We start from the raw sequence: 26,773 nt of genomic DNA, 5'->3' as shown, positions 1-26,773 counted from the left end.
CTTGGGCTATCTTTCAACGTGATTATCGTTGCCATAATGGACCACGCAGAGCTGTGCTACGGATCGAACGGGGACATCAGGACCGTTTCAAATCAATATATAAGGGGATGCATTCGGTGGGTGTGGCCCCTCAATACGCATCAACGTTGGGCAAGAACGCCAACTGCCAGACTCTGGTGTCGTTGACGCTGGCCTCTCGCGAAGTGCCGGTCATGGTTGGCTTGCGGCTGTTTCTGCCCGAGAGTTGGACCAGCGATCCAACCCGGCTTAATCATGCCGGTGTGCCGCTGGATTGCCGGGATTACCGGACCAAGCCTGAGATCGCGCTGGCCGAGATCGATCGGGTTCGCGGCGGTAGCGCACCCTTCGGCGGCGTGTTGGCGGACGCTGGCTACGGGATGAGCGCCTCGTTCCGGCAGGGTCTGAGTGCACGCGGCCTCACATGGGCCGTCGGCATCCCGTACAAGCAGAAAGTCTACCCTGCCGACGTGGCAATGATTTTTCCCGTCGCCGGGCGTGGTCGCCCCCGCAAGCGGCACATCCCCGATGCTACATCCGTATCGGCGAAGGCGATGTTGGAGGTAGCAGAGTGGCGCAAGGTCAGTTGGCGGCGCGGAACCAAGGGGCTGCTCTCGGCACGCTTCGCCGCCGTTCGCGTGCGAGTTGCCGATGGCCCGCCTCAACGCATCCGGAACAGTGGCGCGCAACATCTGCGCGGCGAGGAAGTGTGGCTGGTCGGCGAACATCGCTCAACCGGCGAGCGCAAATACTACCTCTCCAACCTGTCCTCCGACACGCCGATCAAGCAGCTTGCCGGAGCCATCAAGGCCCGTTGAGTCTGCGAACAGGGACATCAGCAACTCAAGGAAGAGCTCGGCCTTGATCACTTCGAAGGCCGATCATGGAAGGGGCTTCACCGACATGTGCTGATGTCGATGATTGCCTTGGCATTCCTGCAATCCCGTCGCGTCAAGCAGGCCAAGGGGGGGAAAAAGAATCGCCGGGCCACCACCACAGCCGAGCCTGCCGGCGATCAGGCAGGCCATCATTGAACGCCTCGCCAAACCTCCTGATCTGACGTGCCCACAGTGCGGACACTGCATCTCTCATCGCTCGCTCACAAATCTGCCAAAGTAGTGCTAGGTTCTGTTGACAAAAGGGATTCCCAAATCGCTTGGTTTCGGATTCATATGTGGACGCCCCCTTTGGCAAGGGCTTTTTTGCTGAGATGACTTTGATCGGTTGCTTTCATATGTCCGGCCTCTTACTCCAAAGGTGAGACACTAAACCTGCCGTTACGCTTTCCAGCCGATTGCGGCCATTTTTCTGACCGGCTTGATCCGGTTCGAAGCGGTCGGTCAGGAAACGCCCTAATGTTAAATATTTCTGAAATATTCAGCGGCGCGGACACTAGGATCGGTCAGGTAGTTTTTCTGATGGCACCGTACATCAGAAATCGGAAAATCATTAGCGATATGATCTTGTAAAAGAAAACTAGGATATAGCGATCGACAGCTTTTCTTATCAATTGCCCAATAAGGTTGATAATATATCTTATGTTAAGTAATTGATCTCATTAACTAATATTAACCATATTTGGATTCTTAGTCAATTTTCGATTTGAAGCGTTTGCAAAAATCGGTGGAACCTGCAGTAATAGCTCCAATTATCTAAATCACTTTCCACGAAATTCGATATCGATGCCAAAAAGCTACGAATGGTGGATCTATGCCTAACCAATCGGTTATGACAGTTTACGTCTTTGTTCTTGGGTTCTTCACTTTCGTCTGTCTACGCCACATCAGCAAGTAGGCGACGGGAATGATCAACATTGACCGCAATAGTGCAGTTTGTCCGAGAATTAGCACGCGCTCCGCAACGGCTATCACCTACCATAGTTACCTTGACCGCTGAGATCTTTAGGATCCTATTGATCAACCAGTTTTGTCTCATGTAAATAGCCCGATACATGTATGCCCGGATTCAAATTCGGCAGACGCGCACAGAACTCCACGCGATTCGAAGACCGTCCACGGAAAGCGAAAGCCACTATACGGTCGCTGCTGAACCCGAAAAGCTTTGTTTGGGGCATAATATGCTAGATTATGTAGCGATCCCATCCAGCGTAGTGCTCGCCGCTTCTTTCTCCTCTTGGAAAGCTCAACCCGATGAGAAGAAGTCCGACCACAACCGATGCAACCATACCGGACGACGAAGCCCCATTCACAATGAATGGTGCCGCCACGAGCCAGGCGCCGAAAGCGATATTTACGAACCGCAAGGCCCGCGCGACTTCGGCCGTCGCGATAATCGCGACCGTTATGACCAGAGCGCCCACGACGTGGTCGCTGTTTGCCATCGCCCCCTCGCTGCCGAGCGTGAGCCTGCTCAGCATGAGCCAGACGCCCAGCACAGTGCTTGCGATCAGCGTCCACGGGAAGGTGACGCCCCTGACCGTGTTATTCCAGATGGCGCGGACATCGGTCATGTAATCTTCATTGTCGATTTCGCCGCGCGATGTAGCACCGCCCTTGAAGAAGGTTCGCACAAGCGGTTTGCCCTCTTTCTTTGACCAGTAGAGATACTGGCCCATGGCGATGACCTCATCAAGGGAGAACGGTATCATAATCAGCATTGCCAGCGCAGCAATCAGGGCCGGAGTACTCCACGTCTCGAGCATGATCGGCTGGATGATCACGAAATAGATACTGACGACGCCAAGCGGGATGACGAGTATCCCGAAGAACGTCACCATCCAAGGCATGGTCCGCCAGCGCGCCCTGGTCCCCATCACGGCCATCAGGATTTCCAGGACGTAACTGACAGCGCCAAGACCGGCATCCGGGATCGGCCAGGCCTTGGATATGTCAGAGGTAATGATTTCCTCGGTCCCGTTCTTTGGATCAGCGAGCGATCCTGAGAAAAATGGCTCCCAGGCCCCATCGATATGGCCGAGCTGATAGGAGGTGAGCATGCGCGATATCAAAAGACCAATGATGCCCATCGCCACGATCGGGAAACGCTGCGCATCGGTGGACGGACTGTAGGTCCACCCCGGCGGGATGGACTTCTTGTCCATCATGCCTTCCATACTCATGCCCGGCATCATCGGCACGAGAACCGAGAATGCGATCACCAATGTGCCTACAAGCAAATTGGTCAGATATTGCGCGGCGCTCGGGCTCCAGAAGAACAGCGGGGCAAAAAGCAGCCAGATCCCGATGAAGGCGGTCGCCCACTGGCCCAGCCAGGCGGTACGCTTCGAAAGCGACATTCCGCCGAAAATCGCCAATGCGATCCCGCTCAGCATATCACTGATGGCAAGAGCGTTTGCGCGCCATTCGATCGACGGCAGACCCCGTTCAAGGGTTACCGCCACAACCGAGGCGCGTGCAGTATCGGCGGATACGACGTCATAGACACCCGGGCTTGCGGCCAACCAGAGGCCAAGCCCGATGACCGCGTAATGGGTCCAACGCGTTTCGCGTTGGGGACCATCCATATCGTGCATCTCACCCGCCATGTCCCCGGCCATTTGGTGTCCGTCATGCGACGAAAGGTGTGGTGTTTGCACAGTTTTTTCGGCGGATCCTTTCGGATGCCACGCAACCCGCGCGGTATTAAGCTTGTTTGCCTCATACCATTTCTGCGGATCTGATTTCAGAGCTTCAACGATAGCCGGAAGCGTCTCACGGAGCGAGTGCTCAGGCTCCCAATTCAGCAGTTTCCGAGCGCGGGAAATGTCGAGAATATAATGCGCATTGGCATCATCAACCATCCATTGCTTCACGAAACCATCGTGGCCAAGAATTTCCTCCTCAATCCATGTACCCAGCTTCGCCACGGCCTTCGGAATCCGGACTGTGGTCCAGTCTTCGCCGTGGATTTCGCGATGAACGATGTCCTGGATCTCGGCGTAGCCCAGCGTATCCGGTTCGCCGATGAGTATCGGGGTCTCGCCGGGCAACTGGTCCCTGCGCGCAATCGTCTGTTCGACTGCCTTGGCCAAATCCTCGAGATGCAGCGCGGACTGCGCTGCACACAACATCCCGGGATAGAGATGCGCCGACACACGGTGTTCGTACACGCCGGCGATTTGCTCGGCGAGAAAGGCGGAGTGACCCTCGTCGTCATAGACGCCCGCAAACCGCAGGAAGACCACCGGTATTCCGCCGCGATTTTCGCGCAGCACTTTTTCAGCATCGGCCTTCGATTGGGGATAGGGCCAGGTCGGTCCGATCGGCGAGGATTCATCGATCCGCTCGTCCGGCAGTGGCCTGGGTTCGTGGACCAGCATCGAGCTCGCATAGACAAATTGGTCGACATCAAAGTCCTGCAGCGCTGTGATCAGCCGGCGCGAACCCTCCACATTGACCTCTTCATATAGAGGGTTCGGCTCGCCCGTAATGTCGAAATAGGCAGCCAGGTGAATGCATGCCGCGATCTTGTTACCGTAAGCGGCTCTCACCGTTTCAAGGGCGTCAACAACCGACGCTTCTTGGGCGAGGTCGATCGAATACGAGGCCTCCAGTCCGGGGATGTCTTCCGAGGCTGACCGGTCGAGTCCGATTACGCGGTAGTCATCGCTTAATCGTCTGATAAGCGCGCGACCGATATATCCGTTCGCACCAGTTATGAGGACAAGGCCCTTTTCCATAAATCACCCCTTCAATCTCGTCTTAACTCTTCCTACCAACATCGAAGAAGCCGCCCTCCGTTTGTCAGAGGGCGGCCCTGCGACAGGTCACTAGACTAGCAGCAACCTGCGGAGGCTTTTTCCTCAGCCGGTTTGGAGATTCCCTCGACAAGCTTGGCGGTCTTCGCGTCGTTATCGGACCGCGCGATATCCGCCTGCGAGACCATGCCGCAGCATTTGCCGCTATCGTCAATCACGGGTACGCGCCGAATTTGATTGCCCTCCATGGTCGAACAGCATTTGTCCACTTCTGTGTCGGGCGTGACAGTGACAACCGACCGGGTCATTATATCTTCCACCCACGTATCTGGCGACTTTCCTTCGGCTACGACCCGGCAGCAAATGTCTCGGTCGGTCACCACTCCAACAAGTTCGCCATCATCGTCCACGACTGGAATTTCACCGCAGTCGTTCTCTACCATCAGCTTTGCCGCGTCCTGCGCGCTCGTCTCTTTATCGCAGCAGGCCGGGTCACTGGTCATAATTTCGCGAACATTCATGTTTGTCTCCTTTATTTGATGGAACTCGCCGACAAGAAAAGCCGTTTCCAAAGCCAGAGGATGCGGCATCCAACGGTGCCTCCTCGTCGAATCATACAATGACGGAAAGATAGGGCTTCCCATCATCGGAAGGTCAACAGTGTCCAAAAAAATATTCTGGCAACGACCATCTGAATAATCGGACACGAAACGCACAACTAACAGCAATGTTCCAATTTCTCCTTCGCTTCGCCTTTCTTGTGCAACCGCTAAACGCATATTGGCGCGGCTTGTGAAAGTTGGTAATGACGTGGGCCTCACTTTCCTGCGATCTGACAGGCGCTTGCGAAATTACTTTGGTCGCGCTCCTGATCTTGGTGGAGTTGTCTTCGGCGCTGCAAGCTGTCACATCGGCTGCGTCTCCGCTCCTGGTGCAAAACAAATCCGGCAGGCGCGAACGGAAAAGCAAGACGCGTTTCTTCAAAGCCGGTTGACCAGTCATATTACCTATACGAATAAAGCTGCTCCAACCCCTCATAATTTTTCAATTTTAAAATGGCTCGTCGGGGGGCTTGACCTTCCAATGATGGGAAGCCCTATACTTGTCGGCGAGCCGCAACTGACAACGATTTTGGAGAATTTCCCCTATGGCGCAGACAGGATCACGCATGACGCGGCGAGCCGTGCTCGCTGGATCCGGCGTGGTGGCGATCGGTGCGGGAACCGCGGTAATCCTTGGAGCGGGCACCAGAGGATCTGTAGGCGCCAGGGCTGGTCAAAATGAACTCGTTCTCGAAGCGGGGAAAACCCTTGCATCGCTAATGGGCGAGCGGTTGCCACAAGTTCCTGTCTGGGGTTACAACGGCTTAGTACCCGGACCCGAGATCAGAGTCCGGCAAGGGCAGCCTTTCAAAGCGCTGCTTAAAAACAATCTCGATGAGGGAACAACCATTCATTGGCACGGGCTGCGTGTGCCCAATGCGATGGATGGTGTGCCGCATCTGACGCAGGATCCCGTCGAACCGGGGCAAGCCTTCCTATATGAATTTACCCCGGCTGATGCAGGTACCTTCTGGTATCATCCGCACCAGCGCAGTTTCGAGCAGGTCGGGCGCGGGCTTTACGGGCCCCTAATCATCGAGGTGTCCCCCGTCAGCATTCAATAGACAGACTGGCTGCATAAAATAAGCGAGTGTTTTGGTTTCATTGCAGTGACTGTAAGGAACGGAAATGAAACCAAAACACTCGAAAGCCCCCGCGGAGCGGGTGGTCAAAGATATCCGCAGAGCGACCCGCAAACAGTATAGCGCGGAAGAGAAGATCCGGATCGTGCTGGAGGGTCTGCGCGGCGAAGATAGCATTGCCGAGCTATGCCGCCGTGAGGGTATCGCGCAGGGCGTGTATTACAAATGGTCGAAGGACTTCATGGAGGCTGGCAAGCGCAGGCTGGCTGGCGATACTGCCCGCGCTGCCAATACTGATGAGGTGCGCGACCTTCGTAAGGAAGCCCGAGATCTGAAGGAGGTTGTCGCTGAACAGATGCTTGAGATGCGTCTGCTTAAAAAAAGCATGATCGGGGATGGGGAAGGCGAAGAATGAGATATCCTGCATCAGAAAAGCTCGAGATCATCAGGCTGGTCGAGAAAAGCCATCTGCCTGCCAAGCAGACGCTCGACAGGCTGGGCATCGCCCGGCCTACCTTCTACCGCTGGTATGATCTGTACCAGCGGTTCGGCGAAGAGGCGCTAGAAGATCGGCGTCCCGGTCCGCGCCGGGCATGGAACCGGATCCCGGAGGAGGTGCAGGACAAGATCCTGGATATGGCGCTGGAACGCTGCGAGCTATCGCCCCGCGAGCTGGCGGTGACGTTTACCGATGAACAGCGCTACTTCGTGTCGGAGGCCAGCGTTTACCGCCTGCTCAAGGCCCACGACCTGATCACCAGCCCGAACTTCATCGTGATGAAGGCCGCCAGCGAGTTCAAGGACAAGACAACGGCGCCCAACCAGCTGTGGCAGACTGATTTTACCTACCTCAAGATCATTGGCTGGGGCTGGTATTACCTGTCGACGATCCTCGATGACTACAGCCGCTATATAATCAGCTGGAAACTGTGCACGACCATGCGCGCAGAAGATGTCACCGATACGCTGGAGCTGGCTCTTGAGGCATCAGGCTGCGGGCAGGCGCATGTGCTGCACAAACCGCGCCTGCTATCGGACAACGGGCCAAGCTACGTTGCGGGTGAACTTGCGGATTATCTGGCCGACAAGAAGATGCGCCACGTTCGCGGTGCACCGTTCCATCCGCAAACCCAGGGCAAGATCGAACGCTGGCACCAGACCCTCAAAAACCGCATCCTGCTCGAAAATTATTATCTGCCCGGCGATCTCGAAGCGCAGGTCGAGGCGTTCGTCGAGCACTATAATCACCAACGTTATCACGAGAGCCTGAAAAACGTCACACCCGCCGATGCCTACTTCGGCAGGGCAGAATCTATCATCAAACAACGAGAAAGGATCAAACGAAAAACCATCGAACAAAGGCGATTGCAATACCGCAAGATCGCCGCCTAATATCAACCAACCAGATGGAACCAAATACTCGCCTATTTTAAACCGCCATATGTCTCAAATTATCTGACGACGGACAATGATGCTTAGCAACGCCAATGATCCTAATTGGGGAAAAGTTGAAGGGTGGAGCAATATTCCAGCTATGCCGGATGATCCGGACTGGCCGGAGCCGCAGATTCCCAATATCGATAATCCTACTGCCTGGCCGGAAAATATCCGAGACACGATTGAAGCCATAGCTGGTGCGCGTAGCGCTGAGGCACTGACTACAAATATGGGCTATGCGACAACCTTGCGCGATCCGGCATTCCTTACACGCCCTGATATCACCTTGGATAAATATGGCGAGCTAATTGAAATTACCGTGCATAACTGGATGCACATGAGGTTTGCCGCATCGCCGCCTGCAGACTTTGAGGATGAAAGCACCGCAAATGACTGGCTCGGCGCACCGTTTTCAAGCCATGTGAACAAATATTTCTGGAAATTACATGGCTGGATCGATGATTGTATAGGGCTCTGGGAAATAGAAAATGAGAAACAAGCTGATTTTTCTTCGGCATGGCGCGCACCTGAAGAAGCGCCGCCGTGGGATGATTTGCTACCGACACCTGCAGCTGAAATGGCAATTAGAAAGTCTAAAGCGCCATTATTTGGACCACTGCAGCCTTTTGCTGCGTCACCCAGCGCAATTAAAAGTGCACAGCAGGTCATCGAAAGCCATAAGAAGTAAAAGTCAATATTTTCAATAATATAAGACATAATAATGATTCTTGCGGAGCTGGCCCTACGCCGCCTTCTTGAAAAGCAACATGCCGCTCGGTACTGCAGGGCGGGGAGCGGGCTGGCCTACCTGCTAGATTGCCAATTCACCTACGACACTGCGCGGCCGTGATTTGGACCAAAACAGCGGTTACTGGGGCATGAGTGTTGGCGAGCTTTAATTAAAATTCTAATGGAATTTGATTGAGGAATTGCGGCTTTATAAATAGTAGAATATCTTGCATATGTCCATAAATATGGCTATATAAGAACCATAAGTATCGACATAAATAAGGACGCCGCATGGCTCATGCACGTAAAAAAACTGGTAAAACAGGCAGTTGGGCCACGCGTTCCGCAAGCAGCGGTAAGTTTATGGCTAGCTTTGTCACTAAAGGTGGCAAAGTTGATATTGAGCAAGTCAGCCGCACTTTTAAAATGTCTAAAGTTCAGTTAGCCGAAACTGCCGGTCTGGGTAAAACCACAGTAACAAAAGTGGAAAGGCGCGAAAGCCCGAAAGCGCAATCCCGTATGACAGAAATGCTTGAAATATTAGTGCGCGTGCGCGGTTGGGCAGGTAGCGAAGCACAGGCAATGGCATGGTATCGCGCAGAGCCCATTCCAGCCTTGGACGGAAGGACCGCCGAGGCTTTGGTTAAATCAGGCCAAGCAAATGCTGTTCGGGAATATCTCGATCATCTCGCTCTGGGTGGTTTTGCTTGAATTTTGTAGGGCGGTGTTACCGTGCCCATGATCCGTTTTGGTCTTTCAAGCCAATATCGGGAGACGGCGCTGCTATGCGTGGCGGACGATTTAACAGGAAAGGTCAGCCGGCGCTTTATTTAGCCCTCGATTCTGTAACCGCACTGATTGAATGTTCCCAGGGATTTTCTGGACGTTTATCGCCCATCACTTTGTGTGAATATGATGTTGAATGCGAAAATATCGCGGACCTTAGAACCACCAAAGACCAAAAAGCGCTGTCTGTAGATTTTGCAGATCTGGATTGCGCTTGGCTAACTATCCAGCTTGCTGGAAAAACCGCGCCGTCACAAAAGATCGCAAATGATATGGCAGCAGCCGGTTATGACGGCATGCTTGTTCCAAGCTTTGCACCTGATGCAAAAAAGGATAGTTCAAATTTGATCTTGTGGAACTGGGGACCGAAATTGCCACATAAAGTTGAAGTTTACGATCCTTCTGGAAGATTACCGAAAAACCAACTTTCGTGGGATTAGGGTTATTCTCGCTCGATATACCAAAAATCCAATATAACTTAACATAATCTTTGTTATCAACCTTAGTGATCGCTGGCTATCACCTGCCCTTTAAGTGCAAATCGCGACGTTAAATGACCCGGTCAATGTGCCGGCCTCGCAACAAGTTCGAATGGCTGTCCATCTGATGGTTCGCCCGTCTCGATCGGTATCCCGAAAGATTCGTCATCGTCAGCCTCAACGCCCATCTCATTTTCCAGAAAAGCCCGATATCTGGCGCGGTGCGTATCATTCATGATCCAGACCAGTCGTTCGCGCGGGACATTCGGTGCCTCCACAACGGCATCGGTCATTGCCCGGTGATAGTCATACGTCATACTGCCTCCGTTCGAACCGCGTCTATCATCGCGCCAATTCGGTGGAAAGCAAATACTTCGAAGGGGCGTCAGACTATGCTTTACTGCAGATTGCTCTATCTCGTTTGCGTACGCTCTAAAATATTAAAGGGTGTGGACAAATGTCCATTATTTTGGTAAAAGCGGTCAAAAGGACGCAACATGCTTAACATTATTCCCTCTGGAACGTCAAAAAAACCCGCTCCTATGGGCGGCGATTATGGCCCGGCCGAAATTGAAGCCATGCAGCGTGCCATCATAAATCTATTTTCGAAGTGGGCCGTCAAAGATGCTGACGCCGCGATCATTCTGGGCGGCATATCAAAAAAGACCTTACGGCGCTGGAGAGATGGCGACTATGGCAGGGTAAACCGGGATATGGCTGACCGGATGTCAAACCTTCTTGGTATTCATAAAGCTCTACGGGTTATATTTTCCGACCCTCAGCGCGGCTATAGCTGGATTAACAACCCGAATAAGGCTTTCGGCGACCAGTCTGCGCTAGATGTTCTGCGGCTCGGCGGTATGGAAGATGTTGTCCGCATCAGACGCTATTTGGATTCTGTTCGCGGCGGATGGTAGACGCCGCAATCGCGCATATCTCATGGCCGAAGACACACCGCTTGGTGATGTCTCAATTCCCTCCCATCGATTTGTTCGACGATATTGCTGATCCACGAGATTGGGAAACATTGGCGAGTGCACAATCGCGAACCAATCCACGTATCTATGAGGAAATTGGTGATCTGTCTCTAGTGCCGGTTGATCGCAGATTGGCTGGCGATGGTGCGTCCTGGGTCATGGCCGCATTTACACATATATCACCTGACCGGGCTTCACGGTTCAGCGACGGAACTTTTGGAGTATATTATGCTGGCGACTGTCTCGAAACGGCTTTGCGCGAACACACGTTTCATGTGGAGCGATTTTATAGAGATGCGGTGATGGAACCTGGTTGGATTTCAAAAGTCCGCCAACTTGTAGGAACCGTCGATACTGATCTTGTAGACCTCCGCGATCCGGGTAATGAGCATCTGCTCAACCCGGATATTGCTACTTATCCAATCTCTCAAACATTTGCTAAAGAACAGAAGTTGTTGGAGCGCGATGGTCTTATTTACCCTAGTTTGCGTCACGATGGCGGACAGTGCATCGCAATTTTCTTTCCCGACGCTGTAACCCCACCACTTCAGGCGGAGCATTTTCGATATCATTGGAACGGTACACGCGTTGACTTCGTTCAGGCTCTTTCTGGGGACCGGGAAATTCTGGAATTGGTCTAATATATCTCAAATCCAGAAAATCTCCGCTATGGTCTATAACCGTGACCAAATGCAGTAACAAAAAAATTCAGAGGTTTTTCGGGTCACAAAATGATTAGGATAATGAACGATCAATCAGGGTAGGATTAAAAGAGTGGATGAAGAAAATACGGAAGCAGTTGAGTTATATCATCCACCCTTTGTAGTCCGTGCTCTCGACTGGATAGAAGGTATATCCTCCGAACAGCTTATTGCCGCTGCGCAGATCAAGGATCAAAATAAGAGTGGCTTCATTCCCCCAGCTGCGCTGGTTCGAATTATTCGTCGATTTAGGACTGACGGTAAGCTGGAGCTCAGTGATCGTCTCGTAGCAATACTGATCACGAATGCTTATGATTATGTCAGGAGGGTTTCAACGGGGTTTGAAGTTGGAGATAGAGAGGACGTGATCCAGGAAACCATGCAAACGTTTCTTACCGAACTGGCCGAGAATGACGGTATTGATTGGTGGGAGGTGACATTTCACCGGGAGTTGCGACGCCGCGCCAGCGATGCCTATGCACGTTTAATTGGCCGTCACCGCAAGCGATCAGCTGAACTTACTGATGATCGAGAGTTCAGTGATGATGGTGAGGCAGCGGCTGCTCTTCAAATACGCGCTACGCTTGTAGCATTTGCGGACAAAAGGCTTAAAACAGAAGAGCACCGCCGACTTTTCCTTCTGCTGATGTTGGGCGACCTCCCGATAGATGCACCTGAAGCGCCCAATGATCTGGTTCGCCTCACAGGTAAACCGCGTAGTACACTTGCAAATCTCAAGACAGATTTTACGCGCATGCTCAAAGCAGCGCTTGTGGAGAAAGCGTCATGAATCCAACCTTATCAAACCCTAATAAGCTTGCAGAAGATTTCATTTCCTACGGTATCTGGGACTCAGCAGCTGTCGACCAACTGAGTTCAACCGAATTGGACGAGCTGTTCGATCACCTAGTTGCCCGCTCAATTGTCGAAACTGCGGCATCGAGTATCAGCCCAAATCCGGAAGTCCTTGATTCTGATGCGCAGGCAGCTGTGTTGAGTCTGCAAAGCTTCTATCTTGGTGCGCTGAACCGCTCGCGAGCGTCTAGACCTGACCCATCTTCCAAATTACCCAAAGCGGCTACATGGTTAGCAATCGAACCTGTCCTCAGAGATCGCGACTTTCTGATCCGGTTGGCGCAGCGCCGTCTTAGCGGATTGGGAGCACGCTGCGCGCGCGACTTGGCCGATCTGCTCGGTGTACCCAAACAAGTACTCGAGGACTATTTTGCAGGACAGGCCGGAGAAAACCTTGCCTTTGTTGAAAACCGAAATGTTGGCAAGCCGCAGGACGGCGGAGTAGAGGACTTCGCCACAGCTTTGGCTCGCTCAGATGTCCCTGACGCGTTCAAACGGAGGTGGCTGGAAGCATAGAAAATGGCCGCTTTCGACCTTGCCCGAATTGCCGCACGTAAACTCCGCGAAGGACATAGCGCTGAGCGCGCCCAAGGATATGAAGCTGTTGCTGCAGCCGCGGCGGGACTAGGTTTTGTCATTAAATTGGTCCCGCCCGGCGATCCAGTTATTGGTACGAGTGATGCCAAACTCCTTAGAGACTGGTTGTCGATCTACGTGCGCAACGACGTGTCGTCCGATCAAGCTGCAGCTTATGCGGCACACGAGCTCGGTCATCTGGAACTGCACCAACCACAAGAACTCTGCTCTGGATCAGACCCAGACGCCGGCGCGTCACGCGCGCTTTCGAGGGTCGAAGCCTATGGGCAGCGGGAACGACGGGAACTGCAAGCCAATGTATTCGCCCGTGAATTTCTGTTACCGCGCTCGCTGGCCCGGCAGCTATTTCTCGTAGAGTGCAAGAGCGCAGCCGATATTGCTCAGACCCTCAAACTTCCTTACCCTTTGGTGCGACGCCAGCTGTTGGACAGCCTCCTCGGCCCAGACATCGCGGAACAGTCGGTCGATATGGTCGCGCCGCAGCAGAAGCGAGATGAGAGCCAATGGGCGGCCGCCACCTTTGAAGGATCGGCTCTGCTGCTCGAGGCCGGCCCGGGTTCTGGTAAAACCCGCACTCTTGTGATGAGAATTGAACACCTTTTGGCGCAGCCGACTGTGAGTGCGAGAGATATACTTGCTCTAACATTTTCAAATAAGGCTGCAGGCGATCTTGCCGACCGCATTGCTAAAGCTCACCCAAATGCTGCCGCAGAAATGTGGACGGGAACCTTTCACGCCTTCGGGCTCGATCTAATCCGTCGTTATTATGATAAGCTTGGCCTTCCCAACAATGTCCAGTTAATTGATAAGGCACAGGCAATAGAACTGCTTGAAGATCGGCTACCGCTGATGGGACTGAAACATTATCACGATCTACGCAACCCGGATCAGGGTTTAGTGAAGATACTTTCAGCGGTCTCGCGCGCCAAAGACGAGCTCGTAGATCATGAAGACTTTGGTCGCCGCGCAAGCGCTGCTCTCGAAGTGGCCACTAGCGAGAAGGAAATCATTGCCGCAGAGCGTTCCTGCGAAGCGGCAACGGTATATAGGGTCTACACCGAGACTCTTCGTGAAGCTGGAGCAGTCGATTTTGGTGACCTCGTGATGCTGCCTGCACTCCTGATCGGCCGTAACGACGCGGTTCGCGAACAGGTGGCCCAGCGCCATTCTCACGTGCTGGTGGATGAGTATCAAGACGTAAATAGAGCAAGTGCACGTCTTTTGATTGAGCTTTATCGCGCAGGGTCAAGGCTTTGGGTTGTAGGCGATGCCCGACAATCCCTGTATCGCTGGAGGGGCGCATCATCAGCAAATATGGCAGGGTTCGAAGCCGATTTCGCTGGCGGTCAGCGCCTCCCTCTCGGTCATAATTACCGTTCGACTGATCATATCGTCAGTTTGAGCCGCCGCTTCGCTGCTGACATGCGAGCGGGCAAGAATGGTCTTGCATATAAGGCAGCCGCACAGCGATCTGAGGAAGGAAGCACCACGAAGCTGCTAGTTGGACGAAATGATGACTGCGAAGGCGAACTTCTCGCAGCAGAGATCAAACGTCTTGTGGAAGCTGGCGTACCACTGGCTACCCAAGCGGTCCTTGCGCCCACAAATGGCAGGTTGGACATTATGGCAGCGGCACTCGCCCGACAGGAGATAGCAACAACACATCTTGGCAGCTTTTTTGAGCGCGACGAAGTGCGAGATCTTTTGTCCATCCTCGCCCTACTTGCGGAAGCGAACGGCGGCGCTCTGGTCCGCGTCGCCGCGCTCCGAGAAATCAGGGTTGGACCACAAGATATCGGGACAATCGTCAGCGCGGCTCATAAAGACCGCATCCCGCTCAACGCCTTGCTTGAACGAGCATCAACCTTGCCGGGGATGACCTCCGCAGGTGGCCAAGCGTTGGAACGACTGGGAATGCAACTGAAGGGATTAGAATCTCATATGTCTGCGTTCGAGGTGGCGGCGAGTTGGCTACTTGATCGGTCGGATTATTTGCGGGATATTGCGAGTGAGCCGGGTCCGGAGGGCTCACTCGCACGCGCTGCGCTACAAGCCCTTCTTGGCTTTCTCGATCAACGCGAGCTTGATGGACGGCTGTTGACGCCAGCACGCGCGATCAAACGTGTGCGCAGTGCTGTGCTACTGGCTGACGATCGTGACCTTAGAGACGCGGCTCTTGGGGCTGACGCCGCCGCTGTTCGAATGATGACAATTCACGGTGCCAAAGGCTTAGAGTTTTCTGCAGTCCATGTGGTCGGCCTGCATGATCAGTGCTTACCCGGACGATTTCAACGCGATGACAGTCCCCTGCCGCCAGGATTGGTGCAGCCAGAAACACGGGAGATGCACCTCGAGGAGGAAGAATGCCTGTTTTTCGTCGCCATTTCGCGAGCGGAAGATCATCTTCGCCTCTATCATAACGAAATAGCAAACGTCCGATCTCGAAAGCCGTCTCCCTTTCTGGCGCGCCTCGGTAACCTTAGTCGCCACGAGCTCGCTGTTGCCACCGCCCCTTCCAACAGTCCTATTGTCCAGCACAAGCCTGTAAAAACCGTCCAAATCAACATATTTGATATTCGGGACTATGCAAGCTGCGCCTTGCGCATCGCATACCGGAGATATTTCGGGATTCATGGACGGCGCCACGAGTCTCCGTACCTTCAAACATCTGGCGTTCTCTATACTTTGGTGGATAGGATTACCGAAGTTGCCGGCCCGAATGTTAACTCAAATATGCAGGCTGTATTGGAAGAGGTTTGGGAAACACGCGGACCTATCGGAAGCGGACTAGCAGCCGATTACTTTGCCCACGCCAGCGGAAGGGTTTCGACTCTTGCACAGTTGGCCAGCGGGTTTGAGTCGCCGGGTTTTGCACATATTGAATTACCCATAAACGGTGGGACATTGACTGTCGGCGCGCCGTTAGTGCGTTCAACACCGAAAGGTACTGAAATCCGCTTCTTTGACGCAGGTCCTGTGCGCTCCAAAACCGGCAATGATCAATCAGCTGGTATTCTTCTTTCCGCCGCTAGGCATGCCTTTGGCCGCCAAGTAGACGCCATGACCGCACATATGACTGATGGTGGCGTAGTCGGCTTTAAGAGGAGTGAGGAAAAGGTAGCAAACGATCTTGAGGAAGCAGGTCAGATTTTGTCAGCGATCAACAGCGGTACGCTGCCACCAAATCCCAGCATGCGTATATGCGGACGTTGCCCCCACTTTGTTTCCTGCCCATCGGTCGGAGCCATCGAGCCTATCTAATTTTTTATTCAGACGAATTCCGTCTCTGAAAGGGATGACTCTAGTGAACCCGGCATTCCCGCATGGGCCACAATCGGAGTATTATCCATGTCAATCGACATTTTTATCAAGCGGGGTGGTTGCCTCGACGTCGTCCACCGCAAAGTAAGCGAGAGCTGTAGGCCGCCTTGCGCGTTATGGCATTTAAGGGTTGAAGGCTGCTTATTTGGGAGCGGCGATTATGGACGACATGGGTTCGGGATCAGCGAGCAGTCATACGATTAGTCATATGACCACTCATATGAGTGGTTCTAGTCTTGGCCGTGTAGAGATTGTCGGCGGCCGTCGGCGCTGGACAGCCGAGCAGAAGCTGGCGATGCTGGCAGATGCATTTGGTCCGGAAGGATCGGTTGGCCAGACTTGCGAGCGTCACCGGATTGGCAGTGGCCAGCTATACACATGGCGGCGTCTGGCGGTGAACGGTCAGTTAGGTGGCATGAACCCGTCAGGCCGAGCGCTTGCCGCACCTGCTTTTGCCGAAGTCTCGCTGGATACTGGCCCAAGCGACCGAGCGGCGGTAAATCCTGCACAGCCTAGTCTGATCAGGATAGACCTGCCGACAAGGATAAGACTGACGGTGGACGCGGCGGTCGATGCCGATGCGCTGACACGGGTGCTCGCGGTGCTTTCCCGATGATCCCGCCATCTCCTTCGACGCGCATTTACCTAGCTTGCGGTGCGACCGACATGCGCAAGGGTTTTAATGGTCTGGCGGTACTGGCGCAGCAAGTATTGCAGAAGAACCCGCATTCAGGGGCGCTGTTCGCCTTTCGTGGCAAGCGCGGTGATCTGGTCAAGCTGCTGTGGTATGACGGCCAAGGGATGTGCCTGTTTTCCAAACGGATGGATCGTGGCCGTTTCGTCTGGCCGGTGACCAGGACCGGCAAAGTGCACCTCTCTTCTGCCCAGCTTTCCATGCTTCTCGAAGGCATTGACTGGCGTAGACCTGAACGCACGGCCGTTCCGCTTCTGGCGGGATAAAACGGCATATTTGGGCGGGTTTTACTGGTAATCCATGAGCCACTCGGCTATTAAATGGCGGTGTCAGATACCGCTCATTCTTACCCCGATAAAGACGCCCGGATCGCCGAGCTGGAAGCTGCTTTGGCGGCCCGTGACACGCTGATCGAGACGCTGCGGTTACAACTGGACAAGCTGCGCCGTATGACCTTTGGCCAGTCGTCGGAGAAGCTGTCGCAGCAGATCGAGCAACTGGAACTGACGCTCGAAGAGCTGGAGAGTGAAGCTGCGATTTCCGATGCCCGGGCGCCTGAGCCGATCGTAAAAGCCGGACGGCCATCGCCCGTTCGCGCTTTGCCTGATCATCTGCCACGCGATGAACGCCGCATTGAACCGGAGACAGGTGCCTGTAATTGTCCTGATTGCGGCGGCACCCTTCGCCCGCTTAGCGAAGACAGCGACGAGATACTTGATGTACTGCCGGTGCAATGGCGCGTTATCCGTACCATCCGTCCCAAATATAGCTGCCGTTCCTGCGAGAAGATTGTGCAGGCCCATGCGCCTGCCAAAGCCATTGCCCGGGGTAAAGCCAGCTTCGCCACCCTTGCCCATGTCGTCGTGAACAAGTTCGATCATCATCTACCGCTCTACCGTCAGTCCGAGATGATGGCGGCGCAAGGTGTGGACATCGACCGTTCGACGCTGGCCAGTTGGGCTGGCCAAGCCGCCAGTCTGCTCGATCCTATCGTTAGCCGTATCCGCGAAGAAGGCTTAAAGGCCGCAAAGATCCATACCGACGATACGCCGGTCCCGATGCTGGTACCCGGCAAGGGTAAAACGGCACAAGCGAGGCTGTGGACCCATGTTGTCGATGACCGCGCATCCGGCTCTACCGGTCCGGCATTGGTCTGGTACAAGTTTACCCTTGATCGCAGCGGTATCCATCCGCAGACCGAGCTTAAGACATTTACAGGTTTGCTGCAGGCCGATGGCTATGCTGGTTACGATAAGCTCTATCAGGATGGCCGGATACGCGAGGTCGCCTGCTGGGCGCACTTCCGGCGCAAGATATTCGAGAACCATCAAGCAAGTCCGACGCCGCTCACCACCGACCTGCTGGAACGGATTGCAGGACTATACCGGATCGAGGACGATGTTCGCGGTCAGCCACCCGATATCCGCCGTCAGCAGCGCCAAGAACATAGCAAACCGCAAATCGAGACGCTGCACAGCGTGATCGACGATGCCTTGCGCCGTCTGTCGCCCAAATCAAGCATGGCCAAGGCGCTAACCTATGGCCGCAAACGCTGGGATGCGCTCACGCGCTATCTCGGTGAAGGCATAGCCGAGATGGATAATAACATTGCAGAACGCTCCATCCGTTCCATAGCGATAGGCAGAAAAAATTGGCTATTTACCGGATCCAAGGCCGGAGGAACACGCGCTGCCGCTATCTACTCGGTTATCGAAACCTGCAAACTCAATGGCGTAGAACCCCAAGCCTATATTACCGATGTTATTGAAAAAATCGCATCCGATTGGCCCGCTTCCCGTTGGGACGAACTCATGCCATGGAACTGGACAGACAATAACAAACGGAACCGTCAAGCCGCATAATACGCGGCCCCCAGCTCTCGCTTACCATGAAGGTGACCTGTTTCGCGCAGTTCAATGCAACTACCAGCAGGCCCGAGAGAACAAAAATTAGCATTCAGATGCAGCGTCCGCTGGCATTGACAGATGCTTTTTGCTGGCCTTCGCAACCCGACGGCCAACGCCGTAGGAGGCCGGCAGGCCCCTACATCATCACTGACGTCCCTGCTCTTCGCCATGGGCGAACAGGGCCTGCATGAATGCGGAATCGAACTGCTCGTCTGGGAAGGCGTCATCATCGAAATCGTCACCGATCTGGTAGACCGCAAGCGTTACGCCATGATGGACGGCGAATTCGCGATAGGACCGTAGGATGTTCCTATCGGCATGGGCGATCATGGTTTCGATCGAGCGGCGCAGGATCGAAAAAGCCGTTGGCTCGACGCCTTCGACCTGCGGCGCAAGGCGGCCATTATACAGAATGGTGAAGGAGCCGTTAGTCACATCCGCTCGCTCACGGAGCTCGGCCTGTCCCCACAGGATGCTGGGCGGTATCGCGAGGAAGCTTCCTGCGGTGCCGCCGTCAACATGCATTTCGCGGAAGGGCTGCCCGTCCGCCTCGACATCGATCATTACGGGCGGCATCAGCGCAGGGACGCTCGAGGAGGCTAGAAGGAGACTCTCGATAAGATGCTCGCGGTTGGGCATCGGCGAGACGGCGATAGAACCCAGATCCCAGATCGTGCCGCGCTGCGTGTCAAGATTGGTCGTAGTTACCAGAAGGCGGCGACCCTTCCGGTGTTCCTCTGCGATCCGCTCGACAAGTTCGGGCGAAACCTCGCGCTCGATCATTTCGAGCAAGGGACGGCTGGTTGCAAAAGCTGGTCCACCGAGCAGCCCGGAGATCGCACGCTGACGGTAGATGTCGTCCGCGTCGATTGTCGTGTAGAGGCGGCGCAAAGCGTCGTCCTCGCTTGGACCTAGAAAAGCAAAAGGCGCGATAAGCGCGCCGGTGCTGACCCCGATGACGAGATCGAAGTCGGGCCGGTCGCCGCGTTTGCTCCAGCCCGTAAGGAAGCCTGCCGAGAAGGCTCCTTTGTCCGACCCGCTGGAGATGGCCAGCAGGTCGATCGGTTCGTCGTCACCCGAGGCTCGCCTCTCCGCCATCCAGCGATCATGCCATGGCCGGATAATCTCGATTGATGCCTCTGTATCGAACCGCGTGCCGGTGAAATCAACGAGTTGTCCACCCATCCGCGCCGCCGAGGAAACGTCTTCGCGCTCGGGCAGAGTTGCGCAGGCACCGAGCGCGGCAGAAAGGACGATCAAAAGCATCGCTCTCGGCGATGTCCGTCTTGGTATCCGCGAGGCGATACCAGGCCTGCGTCGCATGCTCCTATTTGCCATATCGCGCCATGAAGGTCTGATACGCGGCCGCAGCAATCCGGTGACATTCGTCGATCGACGCCTTCTCGCGCGAGCCGTACAAGCGCGGATCGAAAATCCCGACCTTGCAAAGTTCACCCAATTGCTGGGCGGCAAGTTCATGATCGTCGCACGCTAGCTCGCCCCGCCCGGCCCATAGCGCGATCATGCTCGCTACTTCGCGGTTGCCGCGTTGGGGGCCGTTATACATGAAGGTCGAAGTAGCGAGCGGAAAGCGGTCGAAGCCGCCGATGCAGATGCGGCACAGACGCAGCACGTCGTCGTCACGCCCGAACATGCGTGCGAGGCGCGTGGTGATGACCTTGAGACCTTCGGTCGCGGTCATGTCACGCAATTCCGGTGGTACGATCTCGCTGCGCACCCGGGTCAAGGAATGCTCGACCACCGCAACGTAAAGTGCGTTCTTGTCGCGAAAGTGATTGTAGAGCGTCGGCTTGGCGACTTTCGCCTCGCGCGCCACTGCATCCATGCTGGTACCCTCGAACCCCTCGCGTACGAACACGCGCTGAGCCCCGGCGAGAATAGCCGCCCGCTTCTTCGTCTGCGTGATCTTGTTCATCTGCTCCACTTCGTTCCGATCTGAAAGTGGCCATAGGCGATTCGGTTTCAGAAAGCCAACCCGAAGGTTCATGATGAACTTTTGGGTAGCTTTTCTGCTTGGCGTTCGGAATCGATATACCTATTGATCTCTCGCTAAGTTATTCGACATATTTCGTATCTTCTCAGCGCCTTAACGCGACTTTCGCGCAGGAGCGGCTGCTGAAATCCTTCAGGAACAAGCGACTGACTTAGCAAATTCGTTCTAGATTGTACTAGACGGTTCAGAGCGAATCGCCTAGCAGGCCAGCCCATTATGATCAGACTCACAATGCGACCAGGCCACCATCGCCGATGGATAGCCGCCGTTTTTTCGGCGGGTCTGGCAGGCTGCGCCACGGTCGGTCCTGATTACGAGCGGCCTCCTATCGAGGCGACAGCGACCGACTGGATCGATCGGGAAAGCGTACCGGTCGCCGAAGCGGAATTCATCGCCTGGTGGCGCAATCTGGGCGATCCGGTGCTCACTCGGCTGGTCGAAGCTTCGCTGCAGGACAATCTGACGATCCGACAGGCACTCCTTCGGGTCGAGGAAGCGCGGGCGCGACGCGCGCAAATCAGGGCTTCCGCGCTTCCATCGGTCGGAGCCGATGCCTCCGTCACCGCGCTGCAGCAAAGCCTCAACGCCAATCCGGGTTTTGCACAGATCCCCGGCTTTCAGCGAGAACTTGAAATCTACGATGTCGGGGGGTCGCTCGCCTGGCAGATCGACCTATGGGGCCAAACGCGCCGCGCTCTGGAAGCGGGCGATGCGCGCATCGAAGGCGCGATTGCAGCCGCCAACGGTGCACGGCTCGCCGTGGCCATCGAGACGGCTTCGACCTATCTTGCCCTGATCGGATACCAATCCGAGCGCGGCGCGCTTCTCGCCAGCATCGCGGCGCAGCGCGAACTGCTGGCGCTCTCGAATATTCAGCTTCGCGAGGGCGAAATATCGCGTGCCGACCTGCTGCTCGTTGAAAGCGAGCTCGCCCGCATCGAAGCCGAGCTTCCGCGCCTCGATGTCGAGATAAGGGCTGCTGCCCTGGCTCTCGGGCCGCTGATCGGCGGGTTGCCGGAACGAGAGATCGCGCTCGCGACCGAGGATCGGAACGAGGTCGCGCTGCTCGACGTGCCTGTCGGCCTGCGCGCCGATCTGCTCCGAAGGCGCCCCGATATCGCGCGCGCTGAACGCGAACTGGCGGCCGAGACCGCCGAGATTGGCGTCGCGAGGGCCGAGCTTTTCCCGCAGCTGCGCCTCAACGCGGCAGGGGGCTTCTCATCGATCGCGCTAGATACGCTCTTCGATGGCGACAGCACCAGCTATTCCATCGTGCCGTTTTTGTCGTGGCGCGTCTTCGAAGGCGGTCGAATCCGCGCGGAAATCGATCTCGCTCAGTTGGAAGCGCGCCGGGCTGCGCTTGCTTACGAGCAAAGCATTCTAACCGCGCTCGAGGAAACCGAGACGGCCATCGCCCGCTACGACCTGGGACGTGAGGCACTTGCACTGAGCGAGCGCGCCGCGACCCTTTCGGCAGAAAATTACCGCCTCGCCCGCATCCAGTTCCAGTACGGCGCGATCGACCAGCTTCGCTTGCAAGAGGCTGAGCGGGGTCTGCGGAATGCGGAACGCGGCCGAGCGATTGCCTATCGCCAGGCGAGTCTTGCCATGGCGGGGCTGTACGCCGCACTCGGCGGCGGCTGGCAGGCCGCACCATCGGGAGACCCATCGTGAAACATACCCTCGCCCTTTTTGGGTCAGCCTTCTTGCTGGCTGGCTGTTCCGAAACGGAAAAACCGCCCGAGCCCAGACCTGTCGCCTGGGTCGAAGTCGGCGCTTCGGAAACCACATCCGACGATCAAGTGACCTTCCCGGCGCGCGTACGCGCCGAACAGCGCGCGTCACTCAGCTTCGAAGTCGGTGGGACCCTCACCTCCGTACGCGCCGAGATCGGCGATCGGGTCGGACGCGGCGCGGTGGTCGCGACACTCGATTCCGCGACCTATCGCTTCAATGCCGCGTCTGCCGACGCGCAGGTCGTCGAAACCCGCGCGCGGCTTGCGCGCGCCCGACAGGAAGCGGAGCGACAGCGCGCGCTCTTTGCCGAGGGTGCAACCTCCGAGACGCGGCTGGAGACCGCCGATGCCGAGGTAAACAGTCTCGAGGCCCTTCTAGATGCCGGGCAGGCGCAGGCTGGCTCGGCGCGCGAGACGCTTTCCGATACCCGATTGCGCGCCCCCTTTTCGGGTCGTGTGGCGCGCAGGATCGTCGAGCCGGGCACCCAGGTCTCCCCCGGCCAGCCGGTGCTCGAGCTCGACGGTTTCGGAACCGAAGTGGTCTTCAGCGTCCCCGGAACGCTGCGCGATCGGCTTGCCACCGGTCAATCGGTCGAGGTGCTCCGACCGGGACGCGACGTGCCAGCTCTTGCGGCGACCATCACCGAGATTTCCAGCCGCGGCAGCGGGCCGGGCGCCTTCGAAATCGTCGCACGGGTGATGGCCGGTGAAGGGACGATCGAGCCCGGCGAGGTGGCCGAGGTTCGCCTGTCTCGCGACGCCGGTAACGAAGAACCGCGGCCACAGTCCGCCACTTACGCGATACCGCTGACCGCCATCATGCCCACCGGTCCCGATCGCGGAGAGGTATGGGTCGTCGACACGCAAACCGATAAAGTTTCCGCGCGCACCATCCGGTTCGAAGCGGCGAGCGAGAACCGCGTTACGGTAACGAGCGGGCTGAAGAGCGGCGACGTCGTCGTCAGCAAGGGAGCAGCCTTTCTGCAAACCGGTGAGCGCGTCAGTCTGATCGGCGCCGGCGCGCGGCGGTTCGCATCGTGAGCAATCTTTCGGAACTCGGCTTCCGCTACCGCGCGGCGGTTTTACTCATCGTCGTGCTCGCGATGATCTACGGCGTCGCGAGCTATTTCACGCTTCCCGCGCGCGAGGACCCCACGATCACTATCCGCGAAGCCGTGGTCGTTACCGCGCATCCGGGGATGGACGCGACACGGGTCGAGACCCTCATCACCACCCCGCTCGCCGAAGCTATCAAGACGATGCCCGAGGTCGACGAAGTGCGTGCCACTTCAATGGAGGGACAATCGATTATCCATGCCGAAGTCGCCTTCGCCACCGACGATCTTGATCAGGCGTGGGACGAACTGGACGAAAAGGTCGAGGAGACTGTGGGCCAGTTCCCCGAAGGTACGATGGCGCCAATCATCAACGACGAGTTCGGCGATGTCGCGGTCATTACGCTGGCGTTGCAATCTGCCGATTTCCCGATGGACGAGCTGGGCGATCTTGCGGAGCATGTGCGCGACCAGCTCTACACCATTCCCGGCACCAAGCGCGTCGACATCCTGGGTCGACCGCAGGAGCGGGTCTATATCGAGATGAGCAATGCGGTGCTCGCCCAACTCGGCGTTCCGCTCGATGCGGTCGCTGCGGCGCTCGCACAGCAGAACGTCGTGGCGCCCGGTGGCGCAATCGAGACCGAAAGCCGCCGATTGTCGATCGAACCGTCGGGCGCCTTCGAAACACTTGAAGACGTCAGAAACCTTTATCTCGACCTCGGCCCGGCAGGGACCATCCGGCTCGGCGATTACGCGCAGGTCAGCAAACGATCTATCGATCCTCCGTTGCAGCGCGCCTATTTCAACGGTGATCCTGCCATCGTCTTCGCCATCTCGATGGACGAGGCGCAAAGCGTGATCAACTACGCCGATCGCGCGCAGGAAACGATCGACGACGTGCGCCAGTCGCTGCCCGCGGGCATAACGCTTGAAACCATGACCTGGCAGGCCGAGCAGGTGAAGAACGCTGTCTACGGCGTTAGCTTCAACGTCCTCCAGACGCTCGCCATCGTGCTTGCGACCATGATCCTCTTCCTTGGCCTTCGCACGGGGCTCGTAATCGGCGCAGTGGTTCCTGCGGTCGTGCTGATCACACTCGCAATCATGGGCATGTACGGCATCAAGCTAGAGCGTATGAGCCTTGCAACCATCGTTATCGCGCTCGGCCTGCTGGTCGATAACGGCATTGTGATCGCGGAGGATTTCGAACAGCGCCTCGCCGAAGGCATCGACCGGCGCAAGGCTATCGGTCAGACGGGCGGAGAACTCGCCGGGCCGCTCCTCGCGTCGACACTCACCATTATCCTTGTGTTCCTGCCGCTCATGCTCGCGCAGCAGGAATCGGGTGAATACACGCGCAACATTTCGCTCGTCATCCTGATCGCTCTGTCGAGCTCTTGGCTGATCGCGGTCACGGTGATCCCCACCCTGTGCTATTGGTTCGCCAGGCCACCCGAGGAGCAACAGAAGGGCAAGATCAGGGCCAAGGTTGACGAAACGTTCGACTGGGGATCGGCGCGCTACGAGAAGCTTCTTCGCTGGGCGCTCGCGCATCGCAAGCTCTATCTTGGCGGCATGGCCGCGCTGTTTCCTATCGCAGCGGCATCGCTGCAGCTGGTTCCGCAACAATTCTTCCCCTCGTCCGACCGTGCGCAGATACTCGTCTATGCCGACATGCCCGTAGGAACCTCGAGCGTTGCGATGGACGAAAAGGTTCAGGCGATCTCCGAGTTCATTGACGATGACGAGCGCTATCCAGACTTCGACAGCGTGGCTTCCTATTCAGGGTTTGGGGGACCGCGCTTCGTGCTGTCGCTCGCACCATCGGACCCAGCCCCCAATATGGGTTTCCTCGTCATCAACGCGAAGGACGCGGAGGTGCGCGATGCCGGTGTCGAGCAATTGCGGCAGGACATGGCCGTGGCCTTTCCCGACACTCGGATGCGGATCGCGGGGATGTTCCTCGGGCCGAGCGATCCCAACGTGATCCAGGTGCAGGTTCGCGGCCCGGACCCCGATGTCCTGCTTGAAACGGGCGACAAGCTCGCGGGCATCCTGCGCGAGGTCGAAGGGACGATCGACATCTTCTCCGATTGGGAAGAACCGTCCATGCAATACAGGGTCGAGGTCGACCAAGCGGCCGCGCGTGCGGCGGGCGTGACCTCGGCCGACGTCTCGCGTGCGCTCACGACCTATTTCTCGGGGCAATCCGTAGGCGTCTATCGCGACGGCGATGATCTCGCGCCGATCGTCATTCGTGCTCCCGAAATCGAGCGCACCGATCCGGCCCGACTGGAAGCGGTGACGCTTGTCGGGGCGGAAGGAGCGGTCGTACAGTTGGGTGAAGTAGCGATGGCTTCGCTTGTCCCGCAACGGGGACGCATCCAGAGCGAGAACCTGATCAAGACGCTCACGGTCGAAGCGCGTCCTACCTCGGTCACCCCGCAGGACATGGTTCCGATGGTGCAGGACAAGCTCGACGAGCTCGAGGCGATGCTGCCGCCGGGTCATCATATAGAATGGGACGGCATTATCGCCGAGAGCTCGGAAGGCACCAGCGCGCTGCTCGCCAATCTGCCCCTGATGATGGGGCTGATCGTCATCATGCTGGTGATCCAGTTCGGTGCGTTCCGACAGGCCGGTGTCGTTCTCCTAGTCGTTCCTCTGGGCGTGATCGGTGCGGCAGCCGGGCTTCATATCATGCAGGCCGATTTCGGCTTCATGGTGATCCTCGGCCTGTTCGCTCTGTTTGGCATTATCATCAACAATGCCATCGTTCTCGTCGACCGCTGCGAGATCGAGCGCAGTGAAGCGGAGAAACGTGCACACGATGAAGGCAAAACGCGCGACGATGCTGACGTTGAGCAAGTAGCCGAAGCGGTGGTCCAGGCCGGCATGCGCCGGTTCCGACCAATCCTGATGACGACGATCACCACGATCCTCGGACTCCTACCGCTCATCATCGGACAGGACGTGCTTTTCTACGGCTTGGCCAGCGCTATCGCGTTTGGTTTGGTGTTTGCTCTGGCAATCACATTGGGCGCGGTGCCCGTTCTGTACGCGTGGTTCTTTGGCGCACAGTCCGCCAGCTCGAAATCAGGAAAGTGATGATTGTACCGTCAA

At 56.4% G+C, this 26,773-nt stretch carries 21 protein-coding genes and 1 pseudogene; 17 read left to right on the top strand and 5 right to left on the bottom strand.

The annotated features are described in order from the left end of the window. Window positions 1–101 precede the first annotated feature (101 nt). Window positions 102–1,052 (top strand): annotated as a pseudogene (locus ACWFTY_RS17340) (IS701 family transposase); the annotation flags it as partial. 1,046 nt (window positions 1,053–2,098) lie between these two features. Here the strand turns inward: ACWFTY_RS17340 and ACWFTY_RS17335 are convergent. Further along, a complete protein-coding gene (locus tag ACWFTY_RS17335; RefSeq protein ID WP_447527011.1) occupies window positions 2,099–4,657 on the bottom strand; it encodes an NAD-dependent epimerase/dehydratase family protein in 2,559 nt (852 codons plus the stop codon). 95 nt (window positions 4,658–4,752) lie between these two features. Continuing rightward, complete coding sequence (locus ACWFTY_RS17330; RefSeq protein WP_447527010.1) at window positions 4,753–5,454, bottom strand: CBS domain-containing protein; 702 nt, start codon at window positions 5,452–5,454, stop codon at window positions 4,753–4,755. 368 nt (window positions 5,455–5,822) lie between these two features. Here ACWFTY_RS17330 and ACWFTY_RS17325 point away from each other — a divergent pair, with 368 nt between their 5' ends. From ACWFTY_RS17325 to ACWFTY_RS17305, 5 genes are all read left to right on the top strand, one after another. Then, window positions 5,823–6,341, top strand: coding sequence for a multicopper oxidase domain-containing protein (locus tag ACWFTY_RS17325; RefSeq protein ID WP_447527009.1), 519 nt, complete (start codon window positions 5,823–5,825; stop codon window positions 6,339–6,341). Between the two features lie 64 nt (window positions 6,342–6,405). Continuing rightward, window positions 6,406–7,751, top strand: a protein-coding gene (locus ACWFTY_RS17320) for an IS3 family transposase (protein ID WP_447524529.1) whose coding sequence is annotated in 2 segments (ribosomal slippage) — window positions 6,406–6,735 and window positions 6,738–7,751 — 1,344 coding nt in all. Because the reading frame shifts where the segments join, the coding sequence is not laid out codon by codon here. Window positions 7,752–7,827: 76 nt separating this feature from the next. After that, a complete protein-coding gene (locus ACWFTY_RS17315; RefSeq protein ID WP_447527008.1) occupies window positions 7,828–8,484 on the top strand; it encodes a hypothetical protein in 657 nt (218 codons plus the stop codon). A gap of 332 nt (window positions 8,485–8,816) precedes the next feature. Continuing rightward, window positions 8,817–9,236: an antitoxin Xre/MbcA/ParS toxin-binding domain-containing protein gene (locus ACWFTY_RS17310; protein WP_447527007.1), complete on the top strand. Its 420-nt coding sequence runs from the start codon at window positions 8,817–8,819 to the stop codon at window positions 9,234–9,236. Continuing rightward, window positions 9,233–9,751 carry an RES family NAD+ phosphorylase gene (locus ACWFTY_RS17305; protein WP_066743810.1) on the top strand — a complete coding sequence of 173 codons (519 nt, stop codon included), beginning with the start codon at window positions 9,233–9,235 and terminating at the stop codon, window positions 9,749–9,751. Before ACWFTY_RS17310 ends, ACWFTY_RS17305 begins: the two co-directional genes overlap by 4 nt. A 122-nt stretch (window positions 9,752–9,873) precedes the next feature. Here ACWFTY_RS17305 and ACWFTY_RS17300 read toward each other — a convergent pair whose 3' ends face one another. Further along, window positions 9,874–10,107 (bottom strand): hypothetical protein, encoded by a 234-nt coding sequence (locus tag ACWFTY_RS17300; RefSeq protein ID WP_335657488.1) that lies wholly within the window; start codon window positions 10,105–10,107, stop codon window positions 9,874–9,876. Between the two features lie 180 nt (window positions 10,108–10,287). On the opposite strand from ACWFTY_RS17300, the gene ACWFTY_RS17295 reads away from it, so the two are divergent. The 8 genes from ACWFTY_RS17295 (at window position 10,288) to tnpC (ending at window position 18,797) form a co-directional block, all read left to right on the top strand. Further along, window positions 10,288–10,707: an antitoxin Xre/MbcA/ParS toxin-binding domain-containing protein gene (locus ACWFTY_RS17295; RefSeq protein WP_335657489.1), complete on the top strand. Its 420-nt coding sequence runs from the start codon at window positions 10,288–10,290 to the stop codon at window positions 10,705–10,707. After that, window positions 10,701–11,408, top strand: coding sequence for an RES family NAD+ phosphorylase (locus ACWFTY_RS17290; protein ID WP_447527006.1), 708 nt, complete (start codon window positions 10,701–10,703; stop codon window positions 11,406–11,408). The genes ACWFTY_RS17295 and ACWFTY_RS17290 overlap by 7 nt, the downstream gene beginning before the upstream one ends. A gap of 133 nt (window positions 11,409–11,541) precedes the next feature. Continuing rightward, entirely contained in the window at window positions 11,542–12,258 is a 717-nt protein-coding gene (locus ACWFTY_RS17285) for a hypothetical protein (protein WP_447527005.1), read from the top strand. Next, window positions 12,255–12,839: a hypothetical protein gene (locus tag ACWFTY_RS17280; RefSeq protein ID WP_335657590.1), complete on the top strand. Its 585-nt coding sequence runs from the start codon at window positions 12,255–12,257 to the stop codon at window positions 12,837–12,839. Before ACWFTY_RS17285 ends, ACWFTY_RS17280 begins: the two co-directional genes overlap by 4 nt. Before the next feature lie 3 nt (window positions 12,840–12,842). After that, window positions 12,843–16,181 (top strand): UvrD-helicase domain-containing protein, encoded by a 3,339-nt coding sequence (locus tag ACWFTY_RS17275; RefSeq protein ID WP_447527004.1) that lies wholly within the window; start codon window positions 12,843–12,845, stop codon window positions 16,179–16,181. 268 nt (window positions 16,182–16,449) lie between these two features. After that, window positions 16,450–16,857, top strand: coding sequence for an IS66-like element accessory protein TnpA (gene tnpA, locus ACWFTY_RS17270; RefSeq protein WP_447524188.1), 408 nt, complete (start codon window positions 16,450–16,452; stop codon window positions 16,855–16,857). Next, on the top strand, window positions 16,854–17,201 hold the full coding sequence (tnpB, locus tag ACWFTY_RS17265) for an IS66 family insertion sequence element accessory protein TnpB (RefSeq protein ID WP_447524187.1): 348 nt from the start codon (window positions 16,854–16,856) through the stop codon (window positions 17,199–17,201). Before tnpA ends, tnpB begins: the two co-directional genes overlap by 4 nt. Before the next feature lie 54 nt (window positions 17,202–17,255). Further along, window positions 17,256–18,797: an IS66 family transposase gene (gene tnpC, locus ACWFTY_RS17260; RefSeq protein ID WP_447524186.1), complete on the top strand. Its 1,542-nt coding sequence runs from the start codon at window positions 17,256–17,258 to the stop codon at window positions 18,795–18,797. Window positions 18,798–18,986: 189 nt separating this feature from the next. Here the strand turns inward: tnpC and ACWFTY_RS17255 are convergent, their stop codons facing one another. Continuing rightward, entirely contained in the window at window positions 18,987–20,165 is a 1,179-nt protein-coding gene (locus tag ACWFTY_RS17255; RefSeq protein ID WP_447527003.1) for a patatin-like phospholipase family protein, read from the bottom strand. Between the two features lie 4 nt (window positions 20,166–20,169). Next, window positions 20,170–20,778, bottom strand: a complete 609-nt coding sequence (locus ACWFTY_RS17250) for a TetR/AcrR family transcriptional regulator (RefSeq protein WP_198046012.1) — start codon at window positions 20,776–20,778, stop codon at window positions 20,170–20,172. A gap of 294 nt (window positions 20,779–21,072) precedes the next feature. Here ACWFTY_RS17250 and ACWFTY_RS17245 point away from each other — a divergent pair, with 294 nt between their 5' ends. Genes ACWFTY_RS17245 through ACWFTY_RS17235 form a run of 3 tightly spaced genes read left to right on the top strand, consistent with a single transcriptional unit; the run spans window position 21,073 to window position 26,758 of the window. Next, complete coding sequence (locus ACWFTY_RS17245; RefSeq protein ID WP_066842334.1) at window positions 21,073–22,530, top strand: efflux transporter outer membrane subunit; 1,458 nt, start codon at window positions 21,073–21,075, stop codon at window positions 22,528–22,530. Further along, entirely contained in the window at window positions 22,527–23,633 is a 1,107-nt protein-coding gene (locus ACWFTY_RS17240) for an efflux RND transporter periplasmic adaptor subunit (RefSeq protein ID WP_192796942.1), read from the top strand. The genes ACWFTY_RS17245 and ACWFTY_RS17240 overlap by 4 nt, the downstream gene beginning before the upstream one ends. Next, a complete protein-coding gene (locus ACWFTY_RS17235; RefSeq protein ID WP_447527002.1) occupies window positions 23,630–26,758 on the top strand; it encodes an efflux RND transporter permease subunit in 3,129 nt (1,042 codons plus the stop codon). The genes ACWFTY_RS17240 and ACWFTY_RS17235 overlap by 4 nt, the downstream gene beginning before the upstream one ends. Window positions 26,759–26,773: the final 15 nt, after the last annotated feature.

It is taken from the genome of Parasphingorhabdus sp. NYA22 (assembly GCF_976973735.1).
This window is presented reverse-complemented; position numbering and strand designations above follow the sequence as displayed.